Origin of the sequence: Gallionella capsiferriformans ES-2 (assembly GCF_000145255.1) — a bacterium.
Taxonomy (GTDB): domain Bacteria; phylum Pseudomonadota; class Gammaproteobacteria; order Burkholderiales; family Gallionellaceae; genus Gallionella; species Gallionella capsiferriformans.
Map to the genome: position 1 here is coordinate 756,289 of NC_014394.1, position 18,641 is coordinate 774,929.

Sequence of the window (18,641 nt, forward strand, 5' to 3'; positions counted from 1 at the left end):
GATGCTAAATTCCATCATCGATTGGTCTGCTCGAAACCGTTTTATGGTTATTCTGGCAACCTTGTTTGTTACCTTGGCGGGCATTTATGCGGTACTCAAAACGCCACTGGATGCCCTGCCTGATTTATCCGATGTGCAGGTAATTGTTTACACTGAGTATTCCGGACAAGCTCCGCAGGTGGTTGAGGATCAGGTCACCTATCCGCTCACCACCGCGATGCTGGCGGTGCCGAAATCCAAGGTGGTGCGCGGCTTCTCGTTTTTTGGCGCATCGTTTGTATATGTGATTTTCGAGGATGGCACCGACATCTATTGGGCGCGCTCCCGGGTGTTGGAATATCTCAACAGCATCGCGGGACGGCTGCCTAAAAATGTCGCGCCGCAACTGGGGCCGGATGCAACCGGGGTGGGCTGGGTGTATCAGTACGCGGTGTTGAGCGAGAAGCATAATCTCGCTCAGCTGCGCACCATGCAAGACTGGTATTTACGCTACCAGCTTACCAAGGCACACGGTGTTGCGGAAGTCGCCTCCATCGGCGGTTTTGTACAGCAATATCAGGTGACTGTTGATCCCATTAAACTGCGCGCTTATGGTATTCCTTTGAGCAAAGTGTCACAGATTATCCGTGACTCGAACCGCGATGTTGGCGGGCGCGTGGTGGAGATGGCCGAGACCGAGTATATGGTGCGCGGGCGTGGCTATCTGCGCGGCAAGAGTGACATCGAGAATCTGGTCGTTAAAGCCGAGCGAGGCACCCCTGTGCTGCTGCGCGACATTGCCCGTGTCGAACTGGGGCCGGATGAACGGCGCGGACTGACTGAGTTAAACGGCGAGGGTGAAGTCGTATCAGGCATCGTCATGGCGCGCTATGGGCAAAACGCATTAGAAGTCATCCACAACATCAAGGAAAAGATCGCTGAAATCGCTCCCGGTTTGCCGGAAGGCGTAAAGATTGTTTCAGTATATGACCGTTCCGATTTGATCCATCGCGCCATTGAAACATTAAAAGGCACGCTGCTGGAAGAAAGTTTAATTGTCGCACTGGTGTGTATGGTGTTCTTGATGCATGCACGCAGTGCGTTGGTCGCCATCGTGATGCTGCCTGTTGGTGTTTTAATTTCTTTCATTGCGATGCGCGTGCTGGGGCTGAACTCCAACATCATGAGTTTGGGCGGGATTGCCATTGCCATCGGCGCGATGGTAGATGCGGCTATCGTGATGATCGAGAATGCACACAAACATCTGGAGCGGGTAAAAGAAGGTGAATCGCGCACAGAAGCGATGATTGCGGCGTGCAAGGAAGTCGGACCGGCACTGTTCTTTTCGCTGCTCATCATCACCGTATCGTTCTTGCCAGTATTTACGCTGGAATCGCAAGAAGGACGAATGTTTTCTCCGCTGGCTTTCACCAAAACCTTTTCCATGGCGGGCGCAGCGTTGCTCTCGCTCACACTGGTGCCGGTGCTGATGTTGCTATTCATACGCGGAAACATCAAACCAGAGGCGCAAAATCCGCTAAACCGTTGGTTAATCACGGGCTATCGTCCGCTTATTGCTGCGGTGCTGAAACACAAGAAAATGACCATCGTCGTTGCTGCACTGGTTTTGATATTGTCAGCCTATCCCGCTACCCGATTGGGTAGCGAGTTCATGCCAACGCTCAATGAGGGCACGTTGTTATTTATGCCCGCCTCCTTGCCCGGCATGTCGGTGACCAAGGCGGCGGAATTGTTGCAGACGCAGAACAAGATTATCAAGAGCTTTCCTGAAGTGATGTCCGTATATGGCAAAGCTGGGCGCGCGCAGTCTGCAACCGATCCTGCACCATTGGAGATGTTTGAGACGGTCATTAACTTAAAGCCGCAGGAGGAGTGGCGACCTGGAATGACGATCGACAAACTGATCGGCGAGATGAACAAAGCATTGCAATTTCCCGGTGTGGCAAATTCGTGGACGATGCCGATCAAGGCGCGTCTCGATATGCTGGCAACCGGTATTCGCACGCCGATAGGCATCAAGGTGTTTGGTAAAAATCTGGATGAAATGGAGCGGCTCGCCAAGGAAATTGAAGCTGTGGTTAGGAAGGTTCCGGGTACCACCAGTGCTTTTGCCGAACGATTAACGGGCGGTTTCTACCTTGATATTGAACCTGATCGCGTTGCCCTGGCACGTTACGGGATTGGCGTCGGTGATTTACAGGAAGTCATTTCTACCGCACTGGGTGGTGAGATGGTCACGACGACGGTAGAGGGGCGGGAACGTTTTGGCGTGACAGTACGTTACCCGCGCGAATTGCGTAGCGATCCAGAACAGATTGCCCACGAAGTGCTGGTGCCAACCATGGAGGGTGCTCAAATTCCGCTTGGACAGCTTGCCAAGGTCAGCCTGAGTAAAGGTGCGCCTGCTATCCGTACCGAGAATGCGCTGCTTTCCGCTTATATTTTTGTGGATATACGTGATCGTGACATTGGCTCTTACGTGGCCGATGCGCGCAAAGCAGTTGCAGCACAGGTGAAATTTCCGCCTGGCTACTATGCAACCTGGAGCGGGCAGTTCGAATACATGGAACGTGCTGCCGCGAAAATGAAGATCGTCATTCCCATCACGTTGCTGATCATCTTCCTGTTGCTGTATCTCAATTTTAAACGCGTCACCGAATCTTTGGTGGTGATGCTGTCCGTACCGTTTGCGCTGGTCGGCGGTGTGTGGCTACTGTGGTTGCTCGATTACAACTTGAGCGTCGCCGTGGCGGTTGGCTTTATCGCACTGGCGGGTGTGGCAGCGGAGACGGGGGTGGTGATGTTGATCTACCTGGAGCAGGCGTGGCAGGACGTTCAGTCACGTTGCTCTGATGAAGGCCGTCAACCGAACGCCGTCGATCTGCACACAGCCATCATGCACGGCGCTGTGGAACGGGTACGTCCCAAGATGATGACCGTGGTAGCGATCATGGCAGGGCTGTTGCCGATTTTGTGGAGCAGCGGCACGGGTTCGGAAGTGATGCGCCGCATCGCAGCGCCTATGGTGGGAGGCATGATTTCCTCAGCGATTTTGACGCTGCTGGTGATTCCGGTGATCTATGCGCTGATCAAGAACAGAGAAATCAGATAATTCAATAGGTGAAAAGTAATGGCTGATTGTTGCAATGACAAAGCATGCGAGATCGACGCACTTCGATATCGCCAAAGCTCGACACTCAAGATAGTGCTGGGTATCAATGCCGTCATGTTCGTCGTAGAACTCACGGCAGGACTGCTCGGCAACTCGATTTCGCTGGTGGCGGATTCGCTGGATATGCTGGGCGATAGCAATGGTGTACGGCTTCAGCCTCTACGTGGTCGCACGCAGCGCCACCATGAAAGCCAGAGCGGCACTGCTCAAAGGCATCATCATGGCGGCCTTTGGCTTCTTCGTCCTCGGGCAGGTGATCTACCGGATCGCGTTCCCGCAACTCCCTGTGTATGAGGCTATCGGGGCAATCGGCTTGCTGGCACTTGCCGCGAATGGCACATGTTTCTTTCTGCTCTGGCGACATCGTGCGGATGACATCAATATGAGTTCGGTTTGGTTGTGCTCGCGCAACGACATCATTGCGAATATCTCGGTATTGTTTGCTGCCGTGGGCGTGTGGCTCACCCATTCCGGCTGGCCTGACATCCTTGTTGGTCTGGCACTTGCCGCACTCTTTTTACGCTCGGCACTGCATGTATTGCGCGAGTCGATCCGGGCACTGCGTGCCATTCGCACCAATAGCGCGATACAGCCTGATAATTTCAATTAATGAAAGAAACACGATGAGAATTTTTAAACTACTGGCAATCACTCTAGCACTCACCTTGGCAGGTATAGGTGCAGCGCAAGCCGCAACGGCAGTGACTCTTTACAAGAGTCCGACGTGCGGCTGCTGCGAGAAATACGTGGACTATCTGCGCGAGAACGATTTTACGGTGAAGGCGGTGAATGAGTCCGACATGAGTGCCGTCAAGAAGCGTTATGGCATGTCACATGCCGCTAGTTGCCATACGGCGTTGGTGAATGGCTATGTCATTGAGGGGCATGTTCCCGTTAATGCCATCCGCAAACTGCTCAATGAGAAGCCCGCGATTGTCGGCATCAGTGTGCCCGGAATGAAGATGAATTCACCGGGGATGGGAGAGACAAAGAAGGGAACGCTGACCGTTTACGCCGTCCCGAAAGATGGGAAAGAACCGTATGTGTTCTCAGTCGAATAACTAATCTATTTGCACTCATAAATTTAAAAGGGCAGTAATGATTGAAATTATTCCAAATTGGCATCCGGTGTTGGTGCATTTCCCAATTGCCTTTGCCACGGCTGCGGTAACCTTTATTGCCGTAGGTACGATATTCAAAAATCGCTCATGGGCGATGCAGTGCCTGACGATGGGTCGCTGGATGTTGTGGGCAGCGGCCATTTTTTCCTGTATCGCAGCGGTGTTCGGCTGGCTAGCTTATAACAGTGTCGAACATGACGAAGCGGGACATCTGGCCATGACGATCCATTGTAACTGGGCACTTGCCGCTCTCGGTGCGCTGGCTTTGCTTGCCGCTTGGGATGTGTGGCGCGGTCGTTCTTTTACGGCACCCTCGCCAGGTTTTCTGGTTTTGCTGATCGCGGCGTGGTTGCTAGTGGTCAGCGCTGCCTGGCATGGTGGCGAGGTGGTCTATCGGCATGGCTTGGGTGTGATGTCCTTGCCTGCGCATGAGGAGCATACCCACTAATTATTGAAAGGAGGTGTCGATGCGCGTTTAAATAATTTTTGTTACAGCATATTTTTTAACCACCACCATTCGGAGAATAAAATGAAACTTAAATCTACATTGCTTGCTGCCACTTTGGTTATATTTTCTGTTTTCAATGTAACGGCATTTGCCGTTGATGTTCACGACACCAACACCGGAACGGAAAAAACTGAGACAGTTAAGACTGAAAAGGCAGAGGCAAAAAAGCCTGTGAAAAGACACAATCATATGGAAGAGAAAACCGGCATGCCTGTCGGAAGCACTGCGAGCGGTAAGAGTCATCGTGAATCCATGCCTAAAGACATGCCTATGCACGATCACTTGAAAGAGAAGCACTAAATTACGTGTTTCAGTGTGCGCCAGGATGAACAATATTTTGGCGTACATTTTTTCCCCTTTTGAATTGATATGTCGGCTTTTTTGACAAAGCCAGCAAGTCAACTATCAATCAGATTCAAATAAATTTGAAATGAGGCATTGCAGAAAATCATGTTTGCAGCCATTCCCAATAATTCCAGAGAACTCCATCGTTATCTGCTTACAAGATTTTTTGTATCAGGCATATTGATCAGCGTACTTGTCGGCACACTTGTTTTTTATCTGGAAAACTGGAGAGTCGAAAAGATGGCCTTTGAACAAGCTGCGGCAAGTGCCAGACATTTCGATTCCCCTGAAATGCGGAAACTGGTTGCGGCGGACTCTCAAATGAGTCTGCTTGAACTTGCCAAACTATTGGAGAACTCCAGCTTTGCAGGCATCCGTATTTTCGATTCATCCGGAAAATCATTGATGGAAGCATGGGGGATGGAGGCCGGCAGTCTTCGAAGTACTGTGCAAGCGCATCAGCATGTTTTTCCAAAGCCAGGCAAGCAACACTATAACTGGCTAACGAATGAGGATGAAGATTTCGTGCAAGTGCTCATACCACTGCTTGATTCGATGCGTGTGACGGAAGTGTATTTTGAAGGCGTCTATCGTCTTGATGTTGGAACGCGATATGCAAGAAAACATCAGGCGCGCAATGCAACACTGACTTCTTTCGTTGCGGTGATTTTGATTTTAATCTTGCTCTACCCCGTTTTACTTGGATTGACGCGGCGGTCCGAGTCCCTGTCTCAATCGCTTTTGGATTCGAACCTTGAATTATTGCAATCATTGGGTAGCGCTATAGCAAAAAGAGATGCCGATACCGATACGCATAATTACCGGGTGACGCTGTATTCGGTCAGGCTTGCCGAAACAATGAACCTGAATCGAGATAGCATCGAATCGCTGATTGTTGGTGCTTTTCTGCACGATGTCGGAAAAATTGGAGTTCCGGATCAGATACTACTGAAACCGGGGCGACTGACTGCGGATGAGTTTGAGATTATGAAACGCCATGTTGTATTTGGCGGGGAGATTATTCAGGATTCAACTTGGTTGAAGCGTGCCCGGGACGTGGTGCTTTTTCACCATGAGAAATTTGATGGCAGCGGCTACCCACACGGCATTTATGGCAAGGATATTCCTCTTTCGGCACGATTGTTTGCTGTGGTTGATGTGTTCGATGCTTTGATGTCAAAACGGCCCTATAAGGAGTCCTTATTGATTGATGACGCATTAAAAATTTTGCAGGATGGAGCCGGGGGACATTTTGATCCTGAAGTAGTCGGTATCTTCATAACTGTCGCCGCCACGCTATACGGCGAGATTGGACAATCCGATCGAGGATATTTGCAGAAAACACTAAAAGTGATAATAAAAAAATATTTCTAGTGGATTTCAATAACGATAGGGAAATTTATGGAAAACTCGCATGGGAATAAATGCAGCTGTCAAATGTTAAGCCTAGCTGTTACGGGAAGGCCCCAGTGCGTGCCGCTATGATTATTGCAAAAATGTCCTGCAGCGTCGTTGGACAATGACCTGTAATCATGGGCAATCACCTTCGACAGAAAAGCCACCTGTTTATGAACCTGTTGTGATGCATGAGGATGGTATGTTGAATTTATTAAAGAAGACATTAGGGTAAGCACCGAATGAGCGGATGAGTCGGGTGACATGTCAGTAATGCATGGACACACTGGAATTTAATCATTAGACTGAATTCGACTGAATGTGAGGTCAGCATGACGCAGCAACAATCTGAGACGGCTCTATCCATAAGACCCATCCAATTTGGAGCGGGTGCATTTGTGTTGCTGCTCGCCATTAATTTTGCTGTGGTCAGCCTGATTTCCGGGGTGGATTTCACACTCGAACAGTTTACAAAGTTCTGGTATTTCTTCGTGTCCCTTGCGTTGGGATTTGGCATTCAGGTCGGTCTCTACACCTACCTCAAGCAACTTGTCGGGCAACATGGCGCATCAGGCAAGGTGGTAGCGGTGTCCGGCACGACCTCCACTGCGGCAATGGTTTCCTGTTGCGCACATTATCTGGTCAATATCTTGCCTGTTCTGGGTGTCACCGGCTTTCTCACCATCGTTGCAGAATATCAGATTGAGTTGTTCTGGGCAGGTCTTGCCTTTAACGTGGCCGGTATTCTCTATATCGTACCTAAAGTTATCAACGCTACGCGGGAGCATAAAAAATGCTGAAAAAATATTTGAGCAGTTTTGCATTTGCAACGTTGATTGCCTTTGTGCATAACGGCCTTATTACGACATGCGATGCGGCGGAGATTGCGCCGCAAATAAGCAACGAGCGGGGCATCAAGGTAACCACTGCGCTGCAAGCTATTCCTGCGGATGCGAAAACATGGACTTTTGAGGTGACGCTGGAAACCCATACGCAGGCCTTGAGCGATGATTTGACCAAGTCTGCAACGCTGATTGTTGATGGCAAGCAATACCTGCCGCTGGCCTGGGACGGCGCGCCGCCCGGAGGCCATCACCGCAAGGGGCTGTTGCGCTTCAAGGCGGTTGCTCCTCAGCCACGATCAATGGAACTGCAAATACGTCTGGCAGGCGACAAGTCTCCCAGAAGCTTCAAATGGTTGATCAAATGATTCACTGAGGCAATTTTCACCACCGGAAAGGGGCATGCAATGGCAACTGATCCCGTATGCGGCATGACAGTCTCTGCCGACAGCACGTACCGCCTCGTAGAGAGCGGACAAACTTATCTGTTTTGCAGCGTGAAGTGTCTGGCCAAGTTTCAGGCAAATCCCACTGAATACCTTAAGCCGGCTGTGACGGCTACTGTTCAAATTGCAGGTGTATTCACCTGCCCGATGCATCCGGAAATTCGCCAGCCTGCGCCGGGTTCATGTCCCAAGTGTGGTATGGCCTTGGAACCGATTGCACCAGTTACGGCCAAGTCAGGTGCTACCGAATATACCTGCCCGATGCACCCTGAGATCGTGCGCAATGAACCCGGTAGTTGCCCGATCTGCGGCATGGCACTGGAGCCGCGCAACGCACCTGATGATGACAATACCGAATTGCATGACATGACGCGCCGTTTCTGGCTAAGCGCGGCGTTGGCCTTGCCGGTGTTCGTGATGGCGATGGCATCCGATCTGGCACCGCAATTCATACCGGATTCCGTTTCGATGACGGTGTTGCAATGGCTGGAATTTTTTCTGGCAACCCCGGTTGTGTTGTGGGGCGGCTGGCCGATCTTCCGGCGCGGCTGGGCTTCACTGGTCAACCGCAGTCTCAACATGTTCACGCTGATTTCGCTCGGTGTCGGCGTGGCGTGGACATACAGCGTGATTGCGATGTTGCTGCCGGGGAATTTTCCACCTGCAATGCGCAGCATGGGGGAAACCGTGCCGGTTTATTTCGAGGCTGCTGCGGTGATCATGGCGTTGGTGCTGCTGGGGCAGGTGATGGAATTGCGCGCACGCAGCCAGACCAGTGCCGCAATCAAACTGCTGCTGGGCTTAGCACCAAAAACCGCGCGCATCGTGCGTGCTGACGGACACGAGGAAGACATTCCGCTGGAACAAGTGCAGCCTGGCGATGTGCTGCGCGTGCGTCCTGGCGAGAAGGTGCCGGTAGACGGGGTGGTGCTGGAAGGTAACAGTTCGCTGGATGAATCCATGGTCACCGGCGAATCCATTCCGGTGGAAAAAACGACAGATGCAAGGCTGATCGGTGCCACGGTGAACGGCACCGGCAGTTTGTTGATGCGCGCCGAGCGCGTAGGGGCAGACACCTTGCTGGCGCAGATTGTGCATATGGTGAGCGAGGCGCAACGTTCACGCGCGCCTATCCAGCGGCTGGCCGATGTCACTGCGGGTTATTTTGTGCCGGCAGTGGTGCTGGCAGCGCTCGCCACACTAGCGGTATGGGGACTCTTTGGGCCGGAGCCGCGCCTGGCGCATGCCATCGTCAACGCGGTGGCGGTGCTGATTATCGCCTGCCCGTGCGCGCTGGGACTGGCCACGCCGATGTCCATCATGGTCGGCACCGGACGCGGTGCCTTGGCCGGCGTGCTGATCAAGAATGCCGAAGCGCTGGAAATTATGGAAAAGGTAAACACGCTGGTAGTGGACAAGACCGGCACGCTGACCGAGGGCAAACCGAAACTGACTTCGGTCATTCCGCTTGCCGGATTTGAAGAGGATGAGGTGCTGCGGCTGGGCGCCAGTCTGGAACGCGCCAGCGAACACCCGCTGGCTGCAGCTATCGTGAACGGCGCAGAGAAAAAGGGAATAACACTCAACACAGTCAGTGATTTTAAATCGTTCACCGGCAAGGGCGTGGCGGGCACGGTCGAGGGCAGGGCAATCGCGCTGGGCAATCTCAAACTTTTTGAAGAATTACACATCGATGCAAGCGACTTGCACATCCGTGCCGAGGCGCTGCGCAGCGACGGACAGACGGTGATGCTGCTGGCAATCGAAAATAAGGCGGCGGGACTGATCGGCGTGGCCGATCCGGTCAAGGCATCTACGGCAGAGGCGATCCGCGCCCTGCATGAAGAAGGCGTGCAAGTCATCATGCTTACCGGAGACAACCGCATCACGGCACAAGCGGTTGCAAAAAAATTGGGCATAGACCGTATCGAAGCTGAAGTGCTGCCTGAGCAGAAAGCCTCCATTGTCAAGCAGTTGCAGGCAGAGGGGCGCATCGTGGCGATGGCAGGCGACGGCATCAACGACGCGCCTGCACTGGCTCAGGCGCAGGTGGGCATCGCGATGGGCACCGGAACCGATGTGGCGATGGAGAGTGCAGGCATCACGCTGATCAAGGGCGACCTGAACGGCATCGTGCGTGCGCTGCGTCTGTCACGCGCCACCATGCGCAACATCCGCCAGAACCTATTTTTTGCCTTCATCTACAACGTACTCGGCATTCCGATTGCGGCAGGCGTGCTGTACCCGTTCTTCGGCTTGCTACTCTCGCCGATCATCGCCGCCGCAGCGATGAGTTTCAGTTCTGTGTCGGTGATACTGAATGCGCTCAGGCTGAATCGGGTGAAGATGTAACAAGGTTTTTTTGGACGTAAACTTTTTCCTGAAAGGAGAACGTGATGAAACAGGACGAATCTACTAAGCAAGATGCACACTGTGTACCAAGGGGATACAACTGGATTCTGGTGGTATTTCTGGCGATTGCTGCATTTTTTCTGTTTACCGAACACCGCGCCCACCTGCTGGGTGCATTGCCATTTCTGTTCTTGCTGGCCTGCCCGCTGATGCACTTGTTCATGCATCATGGCCATAACAACCATGACCAGCATAATCATGGTTCATCCGAAGGAGAGTCAAAATGAATACGGACGCTCCCGATTATGGCCTGTGGTCGCTGGTCATCATCAACTCGCTGGTGTTCATCATATTTGCATTCAGCTTCACCAAGCCAGAAACGCCGCGCGACTGGCGCTCGTTCAGCGCGTTCTCGGCCTTCATCGTGGCGCTGTTCGCCGAAATGTATGGTTTTCCACTGACGATTTATCTGTTTGCCGGCTGGTTGCAAACCCGTTATCCCGGTGTCGGTATTTCCTCCCATAATAGCGGTCACCTCTGGCATACCCTGCTCGGCTGGAGGGGCGATCCGCACACCGATCCGTTACACATGCTCAGTTTTGTGTTCATCGGCGGCGGATTCATCCTGCTTGCATCTGCATGGAAAATTCTCTATCAGGCGCAGCGCAATCATCAACTGGCGATTACCGGGCCTTATGCCAAAATCCGCCATCCCCAGTACGATGCTTTCGTACTCATCATGTTTGGTTTCTTGTTGCAATGGCCAACGCTGCTGACCCTGTTGATGTTCCCTGTGCTGGTGTGGATGTATGTGCGTCTGGCGCATACCGAGGAGCGAGATGCAGAAGTCCGTTTTGGCGCGCAGTGGCGGGAATATGCGGCTCATACATCAAGGTTCATCCCGCAACGAACACGTTCAAAATCATAGGAGGTGCGTCATGAACGCCGAAGACCCGGTTTGTCACATGCAAGTCCCAACAACGTCCCATGTCTGCGAATACGAAGGCATACAGTATGCTTTTTGTTCTGAGCAGTGCCGCGAAAGATTTCTGGCGAATCCGCGTTTATATATCGGACTTCCCGGACACAAAGCACCCGCACAACTAGGCAAAGAAGTAATCAAGAAACGCAGTCTGATGCTATCGGAACCACTGGATGCCGTTCAGTCCGAACAGGTGAAAAAAGCGCTGCTTTCGATGATGGGGATACAGGCGGTTCGCATTGCGGCAAACAAGATAGAAATACAGTATGACTTGATACAGGTTACCACTGAGCAGATCGCAGACAAGCTAAGCTATATCGGTTCCGAGCTCGGCGGAGACTGGGTAGATCGTCTCAAACTGGCCTTTATCAATTATCTGGAAGAATGCGAGGTTGGTAGTCTTGAGGTCGCAAATAAAAAGGGTTGTCACTAATTGCCTAAAGCAGCGGCCACGAACCTCAGGCTGACGGACTCATTCAGATGCGCCACAACAGATAGAAACCAAGCAAGATAAGCAGGCTACATTCACACAACATCGAAATAACTTCTGCTATCTAATCAGACGTTCAAAAATATCTAAACAGCAGGTGGCGCTATTACACCATTTTCGGTGGCGGAATTGCGGGCATTATGGGTGGAGTATTTGAAGTATTTCAGGTGGCGGGTTTGGAGCATTATAGGTGGCGGTTTTCACCAGAATACGCAAATAGTGCCAGTTGCGTTTTTTACTCAACCTGCAGCCCGCAATGACCGGCGCAAAATAGCCGACATAGCTTCGGCGAATGAATCTCGGTCCAGTGATCGTCTGCATAAATCCAGCTCGAAGCTGCCCCATGCCTTCCGTTAACCGGCTGGCAATCCCGTCTGCCTTATTGTCCGATTTGTCCTTCATTCTCAACCTCCTGATATAATTAAACTTGTTAGACTCTATTTTCTGCCCGCGCAGCCATTCTAAAAACCGTCATGACCCGATCCGAACTCATCGTGCAGCTCGCTGCAAAATTTCCACAGCTCACCAACAGCGATATCGATATGGCGGTGCGTACGATTCTGGATGAAATGTCACGCACACTCGCGCGGGGAAATCGCATCGAAATACGCGGCTTTGGCAGTTTTGGGCTCAATCACCGCCCTCCGCGCAAAGGTCGCAACCCAAAGTCAGGTGTGAACGTGATGGTGCCCGCCAAATATGTGCCGCACTTCAAAACAGGTAAGGAACTCCGTGAGCGCGTTGATGCCACTGCGGGCTCAGTGTAGATAGCCTCGATTTGTCGCCGCGCCGCCCATCAGTTCTTTTACCGATTCGACCACCGCATTGAGCAAGTTAAAGAAATCGATCGCCACGGCATTGAGCTGACTGATCAGCAACGGTTTGAATTGAGCGCCGCACGCGTAATTCACTTGGGCATTGGCTTCATCGATTGCCTTCAAGGCATTGTCTGAATCCACTTCTAAGCGGCAGTACTGATTGCTGTCGGTAAAACCGATTACTGAAAAGGCATTGCTGTTCCTCCGGGGGTAGATGAACCCTTAGGTTTGGCTTGCACTGGGTGGGCTTCATCAACCAGTGCCGGATTCTGCATCATCAAATTTTCGATGAAGATCACCGAGATGTCATGTGCCGAGGTAATCCAGTCGTAATTGAGCAGCTCGAGATATTCGGCTGCGATGCCACTCAAAAACGCATCGTGGTTATCCGCCAGAATCAGCGCATGGTGATACCGCTCGCCATACGCAGAGTCAATCCGGAAGCCGACAAAATAAAAATTCTCCCATGCAAGCTCCGCAGCACGATTACGGCGTGCGTCTCTGGGCATGTTCGATGTATTGCTGATGTGTTCAAAATGCAATTGCGGTGAGGTGTTCAATGCGGTGTTCACGTGGGTTCTCCTTGTTTGTGATTGGGGTGTTTGTCGACAGCCGATGTCTTACTCTTTGCAGTCTTGCTGGCAGGCAGCTCGGCCGGCGACATGAGCGCGTTGTATTGTTTGTAGAGGGCGTGCAGCGAGGCCATTTCAGCCTCGTCCGCTTCCGTGCTGGCTCTGGGGTGAATGATGATCCCGAGCATGCGCGATTCGATTGCCGTTCTGCCCGCTTCGATGTACTTACACAATTTTTTATGGCTGATAAACATGTTCTGTCACGTCCTATATATATGTATCTGTCGTGGCGTGGCTTGAGGTGATCAGGCCGCCAACGCCTGAAACTGGCTTGTGGCTGGGTAGGTGGTCACCAGCCGTTTTCCCTCGCGCGGGTTGTCAGTGACGACCAGCACCAGATTGCGCTTGGCATTCAGAAAATATCGACCTTCCTGCCGACCTTCGCGCATATATTTGGCCGCATTCCACAGGCTGTTGCGCACTACCTCACGTACCGATCCGTCAGCTGCGATCTGGTTGAGTTTTTTCCAGGCGGCTTGCGCCGCTTTATCAGGGGCCGTGGCGGCAAGAAAACGATCGGTGAAACGTGCCAGCACATGCTGCGTGATCTCGACTTCACCGACGCCTGCGATATTCAACGTTTCGCGCACCGGCCCGCTGACCAGCAGATCTTCAACTGCTTCCTGCTGAGTGCCTGTAAACCAGCGGGTGTCTTTGTCTACCGTAAGAGCGCAGCCCGCAAAGCGCGTGGTTAAAAACTTGGCATAGCAGGCCAGATGCGCTTTGTCTGATTGTGAACGGTGCAATTTGCGAATGGCGCCAAGCGATACAATCAATTGCGTGCCGGCATTACCAATCAGCTTATTGCCTAGGACGCCTTTGACTTCCAGCAGGTGCCGCATTGCGGCCAGCTCTGCGGCAATATGCTTATCTTCGATTGGTGCGTTGATACGAACTTTCAGGACGCCACCGACACGGTGGCTGCTGTTGCTCCAGTACACCCGATACGTGTCGGCTTGCTCGGTGGCGACGGAGTGGGTTTTAAGCATGTTCATGATCAAGTCTCCTCTCTACAGTAAGCAAAAGATTGCCCAGATCATGGCCATCAGGGCCAGTGCTGAGTTGATGCACAGCCACACGACCATCCGTGTCTGCGAATCGGTGTAAGGCAGACTGTCGAGCTTTTCAGTCGCGACAATCGGGTTCTCGGTCACCTTGAGTTCCCGGTCTTGCAAAATGAATGTGCCACCATTGCCAATCAGGTCACCACGAAACGGGGTGACAATGCTGCACATCCCAGCCGCTTCGTCATAGGGTCGTGTCTCAACCTGCAGATGGCGTAGATAGGTGCAGCCTTCCTTTTTTAAAATCACCCTGGTCGGTACGGTGTTCAGTTGGCCTAAAAAATATGACCCCGTGGTAAACCACAGCATGAAGAAGAAAGCGAATGACAGACTGCTGATGGCCTGTGATTTGTACCAAGGGGTCTCATCGGCCGTGTCCTCGATGCCCGCTTCAGTAACGGGTAAAGCGCCTGCATCAGCCGGTTGAATGTCTGCCGGGCTGTGTGTTTCAGTTGTTTGTGGGTTTTGAATTTGCATGTTTATCTCCTGTTTGTGTATGCAATTAACATGATGCCTATCTCGACTGTTTTCCAAAGAACAATTTTGTAATTAATTGAATTAAAAATGTTTTTATCGAAATTTGAATCGGGTGAACATTAAAATCAGGATGCCGGCATATAACAGCGTGCCGAGCGCAAGCCGGATAATCCTGAACCCAATCTTCTCGCCTTTGCGTGGAGTGTGATCAATCAGCGGCACATGCACCATGCTGCGACTGTGTTCGTGCGCCTCAATTGCAGTGCCGTCACGGCTGATATGTCCAATCAACTGCTCGCCCATCACTCAACTATCTCAAGGAGTGACGAAAAAACGCTGTTCTCACTCCAAACACGTACTTCCAACGATATATGCTGCATTTACTGGATTGCGATGAATCTTGTAAAACACTATTGGACAGAATATTACTTGTGAGGAAAAAGATGGGAACAGTTATTAAACGTTTAAAAGCTGTGCAAGCACTTACCGGCCTTGCTCGATCAACGATATACCTAAGGATAAAAGATGGATTATGGCCACGTCCCATTTCCCTGGGTGGTAGGGCAGTCGGTTGGCCAGAAAATGAAATTTCAACTATTAATGTTGCCCGTGTAGCTGGGAAGTCGGATCAGGATATTCGAGAGATCGTTATTAATTTGGAAGCTGCTCGTAAGACTACGGCTTAAAACGGTGACAACTATGATTACTGCAGGTCAGTCAGCAAGCACATTGATGGTGACATTGGGGTTAAAAGTTACAACAGATCAGCACAAACAATCCCCGTTCAAGCACTCCAACTTACCTTCGCCTGAAACGTTTTGGGCATCACACGGCATTCAGCTTAAAGCTAAAAAGGGCTGGGCAATGGCTAAGTGCACATTTCATGACGACACGCATGCTAGCTTGGGTATCAACACCGAGTCTGGTGGTTTCTTTTGTCATGCGTGCGGAGCGAAAGGTGGCGATGTTTTAGCTGCGCACCAATTGATTACGGGTTGTGATTTTGTCACTTCAGCAAAAGTGCTGGGTGCTTGGGAGGAAAATTAATGAAATCGAAGGTTGAAGAATGTCTAGATATGCCGGTTTTTTCTGGGAACGTTGGGAGCTGTGAGAACGGCGAGCGAATTCTCAATAACAACGATGGTTCAGACGATCATAGTGTGTTCTCAAGCACGAATTTCGCGAATGGGAACATCACGCAGAAAGCTGCCTCAGCAACCGTACCCCCAGACCTTGAGGATGTGCCCGTCATTCCTGAGCGTTACAAAGTTTTGGATATTGGCAATGAGACCGTTAAGATGTCTAGCGCGTGGGCCTATCGTGATAAATGCGGCAAGGTATTATTTTATGTACAGCGGTTTGACACTAAAGTGGGGAAAAAGCAATTCCGTCCTCTGACTTTTTTTAAAACTGAATCGGGAATTAAGTGGAATCGAAAAGCACCAGCTGAGCCTCGGCCGCTCTATGGACTGGATCGTCTTGCAACTTGGCCTGATGCGGACGTGATGGTCTGTGAAGGTGAGAAGCCAACTGATGCTGCGACACGATTATTTCCTAGCGTTGTTGCAGTATCCAGCATGAACGGGGCGAACTCGCCGGAGAAATCGGATTGGTCAGTCTTGGCTGGTCGCTCCATAATTTTGTGGGGGGATTTTGATGAGCCTGGCAAGAGTTATATTACAGCGGTAGAAAAGTTGGTGGTTGCTGCTGGTGGGGAAGTTAAGCATGCCATTCGTTCTGAATGGTTTCTTCAGATGGGAAATGAGCTGGGCATTAAGCGCGAGGCCTTGCCAGTTGGTTGGGACGCAGCGGATGCTGAGTTGGAAGGGTTCACCGCAGACAAAATCCAATCCCTTCTTGATCTCAAAAATAATTCTCAGGGTGACAATATGTTATTTGGTTTCACTCCAAGCCAGGAAATATCGAAGGTTGAAGGGGTGGGGAAAAACAATAATGATAAGACGCAACAAGAAGCTGTTGCAGCGGAAAGGCGAGCTCAGGTGAGGGAGTTGTTTAAAGACTCTGAATTTAATGTCTTTGAGAATCGCAAGGGATTTAAGAACGGAGTTTATTGGCAAGAGCCATTCAGAGAGGACGATGTGCCAAAGCCTGCGATTTTACTCTGCTCCCCGCTCATCATTGTGGCTGAAACACGTGACACAGACCAGAGCAATTGGGGCCGACTCCTTGCTTGGCTGGACAACGATGGGCACGCACATAACTGGGCCTGTCCAGTTGAAATTCTAGCCGCGACCGATACGGCGGAATTTAGGCGAGAATTGGTGCGCAATGGATTGACTATCGCCACCAACAGCAAAGCTAGACAAAAGTTGGTTGACTATGTGCTGGGCTTTAAACCTCAATCCCCAGATCGTGTGAGGTGCGTCACCAAAACTGGGTGGTATGGAGATATTTACGTGTTGGCCAATCGAGTGTATGGAAAACAGGAAGGGGAAAGCATGATTTATCAAGGCGCTACGAATGGAGATTATGCGACTGCGGGCACCTTAGTTGACTGGCAACGTGAGGTAGCAGCAAGGGCGGTTGGTAACTCGCGCATTGTCTTTGCTATATCAACGGCCTTTTCCGGAGTTTTGGTTGAAATGGCGGGCGAGTCTGGTGGCGGTTTCCAGTTTACAGGGACAACATCAAAAGGTAAAACTTCGACATTGATTGATCCAGCAGCTAGTGTGTGGGGTGTTCCTGATAGATTTGCAAAAAAGTGGCGCACAACAGCAAATGGATTGGAGGCAATGTGTCTATCGCGTAATCACTCAACCCTGATGCTAGACGATCTGGGGCAGTCTGATGCTAGGGAGTGTGGTCAGTCGGCGTATCTTATTGCGAATGGTCAAGGTAAGGCCCGGATGCAAAAAGAGGGAGGGAATCGTCCTCTCTCAACGTGGAAAACAATGATTTTATCTTCAGGTGAGTTAGATATATCAGAACACATGGCTGAGTCTGGCAAGATTGCCAAGGGCGGTCAAGTAGCTCGTTTGCCCAGTATTCCTGCAGATGCTGGCGGAGGAATGTTTTCACTCGAACATCTGCACGACCAGCCTGATGGCCGACATTTCTCGGACACCATGAAGTCGGTAACACGAAAATATTACGGTACAGCAGGTGAAGCGTTTTTAGAGCAGTTGACTAATCCTGCGACACTGAGAGAAACGAATGGCAACATTCGTGACTGTCTCAACGAGATTGTTAAATTAATGGCGATTTCAGACGAGGCGGCGCCCGAAGTTGGACGCGTGGCGGCACGGTTTGCGCTAGTGGCTTTTTCAGGTGAATTGGCTACACAGTTTGGTGTCACAGGTTGGGACAAAGGTGAAGCACTGAAAGCAGCTATCCGATGTTTCAACGACTGGCTTTCTGATGCCGATGGTATAATGGGAGCAGATAACAAGGCACTGTTCTCTCAGATCTCAGCATTTCTTCAAGCGCATGGATCAAGCAGGTTTCCACCCCACGACATTTCATCAATCGATTTGCAGCGTGTACAGAACCGTGCTGGCTTTAGTTATATAAACGACAATAATGTGTCTTACTGGGCTGAATCAGGCGCATTCATGCGTGAACTATGCAAAGGCTTTAACTACAAGGCTGCTGCAAAAACTTTAATCAAAGCCGGGTGGCTTGAACCTAGTTCAGGCCGCACCCAACAAAAAAAGCGAATTAATGCAGTCGGCGGCAAGGGTTTGTGGTTTTATGTATTGACGGACAAGGCACTAGGCGGAAATTTTTGATCGCCAGCATGCTTATCGAATTTCAGTCATACTGTAGAATTGGCGGGGGCGTTCCCGCCGTTCTCACGTCGAAAATAACCCTTGAGTACAGAGAGGCTGCCAAAAAAACACTATCACTACAGGTCTTGTGAGCGATGTTCTCAGCGCTCCCACTGCCCCAATCGTTTTACATTGAGAAAAGGTGCGTTGCGTCGGTTTAATTGTCATGTCATCTCGTTTGGTAATCGTTGACGCATATTTATTCAGTA

Annotated in this window: 23 protein-coding genes; 16 read left to right on the forward strand and 7 right to left on the reverse strand. The window is 51.1% G+C overall.

Annotated elements, in window-relative coordinates; genetic code table 11:
- Position 1: 1 nt before the first annotated feature.
- The 12 genes from GALF_RS03545 to GALF_RS03600 all read left to right on the forward strand — a co-directional run bounded on the left by GALF_RS03545 (position 2) and on the right by GALF_RS03600 (position 11,596).
- Positions 2-3,112: an efflux RND transporter permease subunit gene (locus GALF_RS03545; RefSeq protein WP_013292684.1), complete on the forward strand. Its 3,111-nt coding sequence runs from the start codon at positions 2-4 to the stop codon at positions 3,110-3,112.
- 199 nt (positions 3,113-3,311) lie between these two features.
- Positions 3,312-3,782, forward strand: coding sequence for a cation transporter (locus GALF_RS03550; protein WP_223293725.1), 471 nt, complete (start codon positions 3,312-3,314; stop codon positions 3,780-3,782).
- Between the two features lie 13 nt (positions 3,783-3,795).
- Positions 3,796-4,233 carry a DUF411 domain-containing protein gene (locus GALF_RS03555; RefSeq protein ID WP_013292685.1) on the forward strand — a complete coding sequence of 146 codons (438 nt, stop codon included), beginning with the start codon at positions 3,796-3,798 and terminating at the stop codon, positions 4,231-4,233.
- Between the two features lie 37 nt (positions 4,234-4,270).
- A complete protein-coding gene (locus tag GALF_RS03560; RefSeq protein ID WP_013292686.1) occupies positions 4,271-4,741 on the forward strand; it encodes a DUF2231 domain-containing protein in 471 nt (156 codons plus the stop codon).
- Positions 4,742-4,822: 81 nt separating this feature from the next.
- Positions 4,823-5,101 (forward strand): hypothetical protein, encoded by a 279-nt coding sequence (locus GALF_RS03565; RefSeq protein WP_013292687.1) that lies wholly within the window; start codon positions 4,823-4,825, stop codon positions 5,099-5,101.
- 150 nt (positions 5,102-5,251) lie between these two features.
- Positions 5,252-6,520 (forward strand): HD-GYP domain-containing protein, encoded by a 1,269-nt coding sequence (locus GALF_RS03570; RefSeq protein ID WP_041937950.1) that lies wholly within the window; start codon positions 5,252-5,254, stop codon positions 6,518-6,520.
- Between the two features lie 353 nt (positions 6,521-6,873).
- Positions 6,874-7,341 carry a hypothetical protein gene (locus tag GALF_RS03575; protein ID WP_013292689.1) on the forward strand — a complete coding sequence of 156 codons (468 nt, stop codon included), beginning with the start codon at positions 6,874-6,876 and terminating at the stop codon, positions 7,339-7,341.
- The gene (locus tag GALF_RS03580) at positions 7,335-7,751 is read left to right on the forward strand and encodes a hypothetical protein (RefSeq protein WP_013292690.1); all 417 of its coding nucleotides are present in this window, start codon (positions 7,335-7,337) and stop codon (positions 7,749-7,751) included. The genes GALF_RS03575 and GALF_RS03580 overlap by 7 nt, the downstream gene beginning before the upstream one ends.
- A 39-nt stretch (positions 7,752-7,790) precedes the next feature.
- The gene (locus GALF_RS03585) at positions 7,791-10,181 is read left to right on the forward strand and encodes a heavy metal translocating P-type ATPase (RefSeq protein WP_013292691.1); all 2,391 of its coding nucleotides are present in this window, start codon (positions 7,791-7,793) and stop codon (positions 10,179-10,181) included.
- A 44-nt stretch (positions 10,182-10,225) separates the two neighbouring features.
- Complete coding sequence (locus GALF_RS03590) at positions 10,226-10,468, forward strand: DUF2933 domain-containing protein (protein ID WP_013292692.1); 243 nt, start codon at positions 10,226-10,228, stop codon at positions 10,466-10,468.
- On the forward strand, positions 10,465-11,109 hold the full coding sequence (locus GALF_RS03595; RefSeq protein ID WP_013292693.1) for a methyltransferase family protein: 645 nt from the start codon (positions 10,465-10,467) through the stop codon (positions 11,107-11,109). The genes GALF_RS03590 and GALF_RS03595 overlap by 4 nt, the downstream gene beginning before the upstream one ends.
- 10 nt (positions 11,110-11,119) lie before the next feature.
- Positions 11,120-11,596, forward strand: coding sequence for a YHS domain-containing protein (locus tag GALF_RS03600; RefSeq protein ID WP_013292694.1), 477 nt, complete (start codon positions 11,120-11,122; stop codon positions 11,594-11,596).
- 195 nt (positions 11,597-11,791) lie between these two features.
- Here the strand turns inward: GALF_RS03600 and GALF_RS03605 are convergent, their stop codons facing one another.
- Positions 11,792-12,055, reverse strand: coding sequence for a hypothetical protein (locus GALF_RS03605; RefSeq protein WP_013292695.1), 264 nt, complete (start codon positions 12,053-12,055; stop codon positions 11,792-11,794).
- A 71-nt stretch (positions 12,056-12,126) separates the two neighbouring features.
- Between GALF_RS03605 and GALF_RS03610 the strand changes: the two genes are divergently transcribed.
- Positions 12,127-12,420: an integration host factor subunit beta gene (locus GALF_RS03610; RefSeq protein WP_013292696.1), complete on the forward strand. Its 294-nt coding sequence runs from the start codon at positions 12,127-12,129 to the stop codon at positions 12,418-12,420.
- Here the strand turns inward: GALF_RS03610 and GALF_RS15835 are convergent.
- The 6 genes from GALF_RS15835 to GALF_RS03640 form a co-directional block, all read right to left on the reverse strand.
- On the reverse strand, positions 12,412-12,612 hold the full coding sequence (locus tag GALF_RS15835; RefSeq protein WP_013292697.1) for a hypothetical protein: 201 nt from the start codon (positions 12,610-12,612) through the stop codon (positions 12,412-12,414). The two genes, GALF_RS03610 and GALF_RS15835, sit on opposite strands and share 9 nt — an antisense overlap.
- A 38-nt stretch (positions 12,613-12,650) precedes the next feature.
- Positions 12,651-13,043 (reverse strand): hypothetical protein, encoded by a 393-nt coding sequence (locus GALF_RS15840; RefSeq protein WP_013292698.1) that lies wholly within the window; start codon positions 13,041-13,043, stop codon positions 12,651-12,653.
- Positions 13,040-13,297: a hypothetical protein gene (locus GALF_RS03625; RefSeq protein WP_013292699.1), complete on the reverse strand. Its 258-nt coding sequence runs from the start codon at positions 13,295-13,297 to the stop codon at positions 13,040-13,042. Before GALF_RS03625 ends, GALF_RS15840 begins: the two co-directional genes overlap by 4 nt.
- Before the next feature lie 51 nt (positions 13,298-13,348).
- A complete protein-coding gene (locus GALF_RS03630; RefSeq protein ID WP_013292700.1) occupies positions 13,349-14,098 on the reverse strand; it encodes a hypothetical protein in 750 nt (249 codons plus the stop codon).
- Between the two features lie 15 nt (positions 14,099-14,113).
- Complete coding sequence (locus GALF_RS03635; protein ID WP_013292701.1) at positions 14,114-14,644, reverse strand: hypothetical protein; 531 nt, start codon at positions 14,642-14,644, stop codon at positions 14,114-14,116.
- A gap of 93 nt (positions 14,645-14,737) precedes the next feature.
- Positions 14,738-14,950 carry a hypothetical protein gene (locus GALF_RS03640; RefSeq protein ID WP_150102563.1) on the reverse strand — a complete coding sequence of 71 codons (213 nt, stop codon included), beginning with the start codon at positions 14,948-14,950 and terminating at the stop codon, positions 14,738-14,740.
- Between the two features lie 137 nt (positions 14,951-15,087).
- On the opposite strand from GALF_RS03640, the gene GALF_RS03645 reads away from it, so the two are divergent.
- From GALF_RS03645 to GALF_RS14785, 3 genes are read left to right on the forward strand one after another with little or no spacing between them, the layout of a single operon-like run.
- Entirely contained in the window at positions 15,088-15,330 is a 243-nt protein-coding gene (locus GALF_RS03645; protein WP_013292703.1) for a helix-turn-helix transcriptional regulator, read from the forward strand.
- A 13-nt stretch (positions 15,331-15,343) separates the two neighbouring features.
- Positions 15,344-15,691, forward strand: a complete 348-nt coding sequence (locus tag GALF_RS03650) for a CHC2 zinc finger domain-containing protein (RefSeq protein ID WP_013292704.1) — start codon at positions 15,344-15,346, stop codon at positions 15,689-15,691.
- The gene (locus GALF_RS14785) at positions 15,691-18,393 is read left to right on the forward strand and encodes a DUF927 domain-containing protein (RefSeq protein WP_013292705.1); all 2,703 of its coding nucleotides are present in this window, start codon (positions 15,691-15,693) and stop codon (positions 18,391-18,393) included. Before GALF_RS03650 ends, GALF_RS14785 begins: the two co-directional genes overlap by 1 nt.
- The last annotated feature ends 248 nt before the right edge of the window (positions 18,394-18,641 follow it).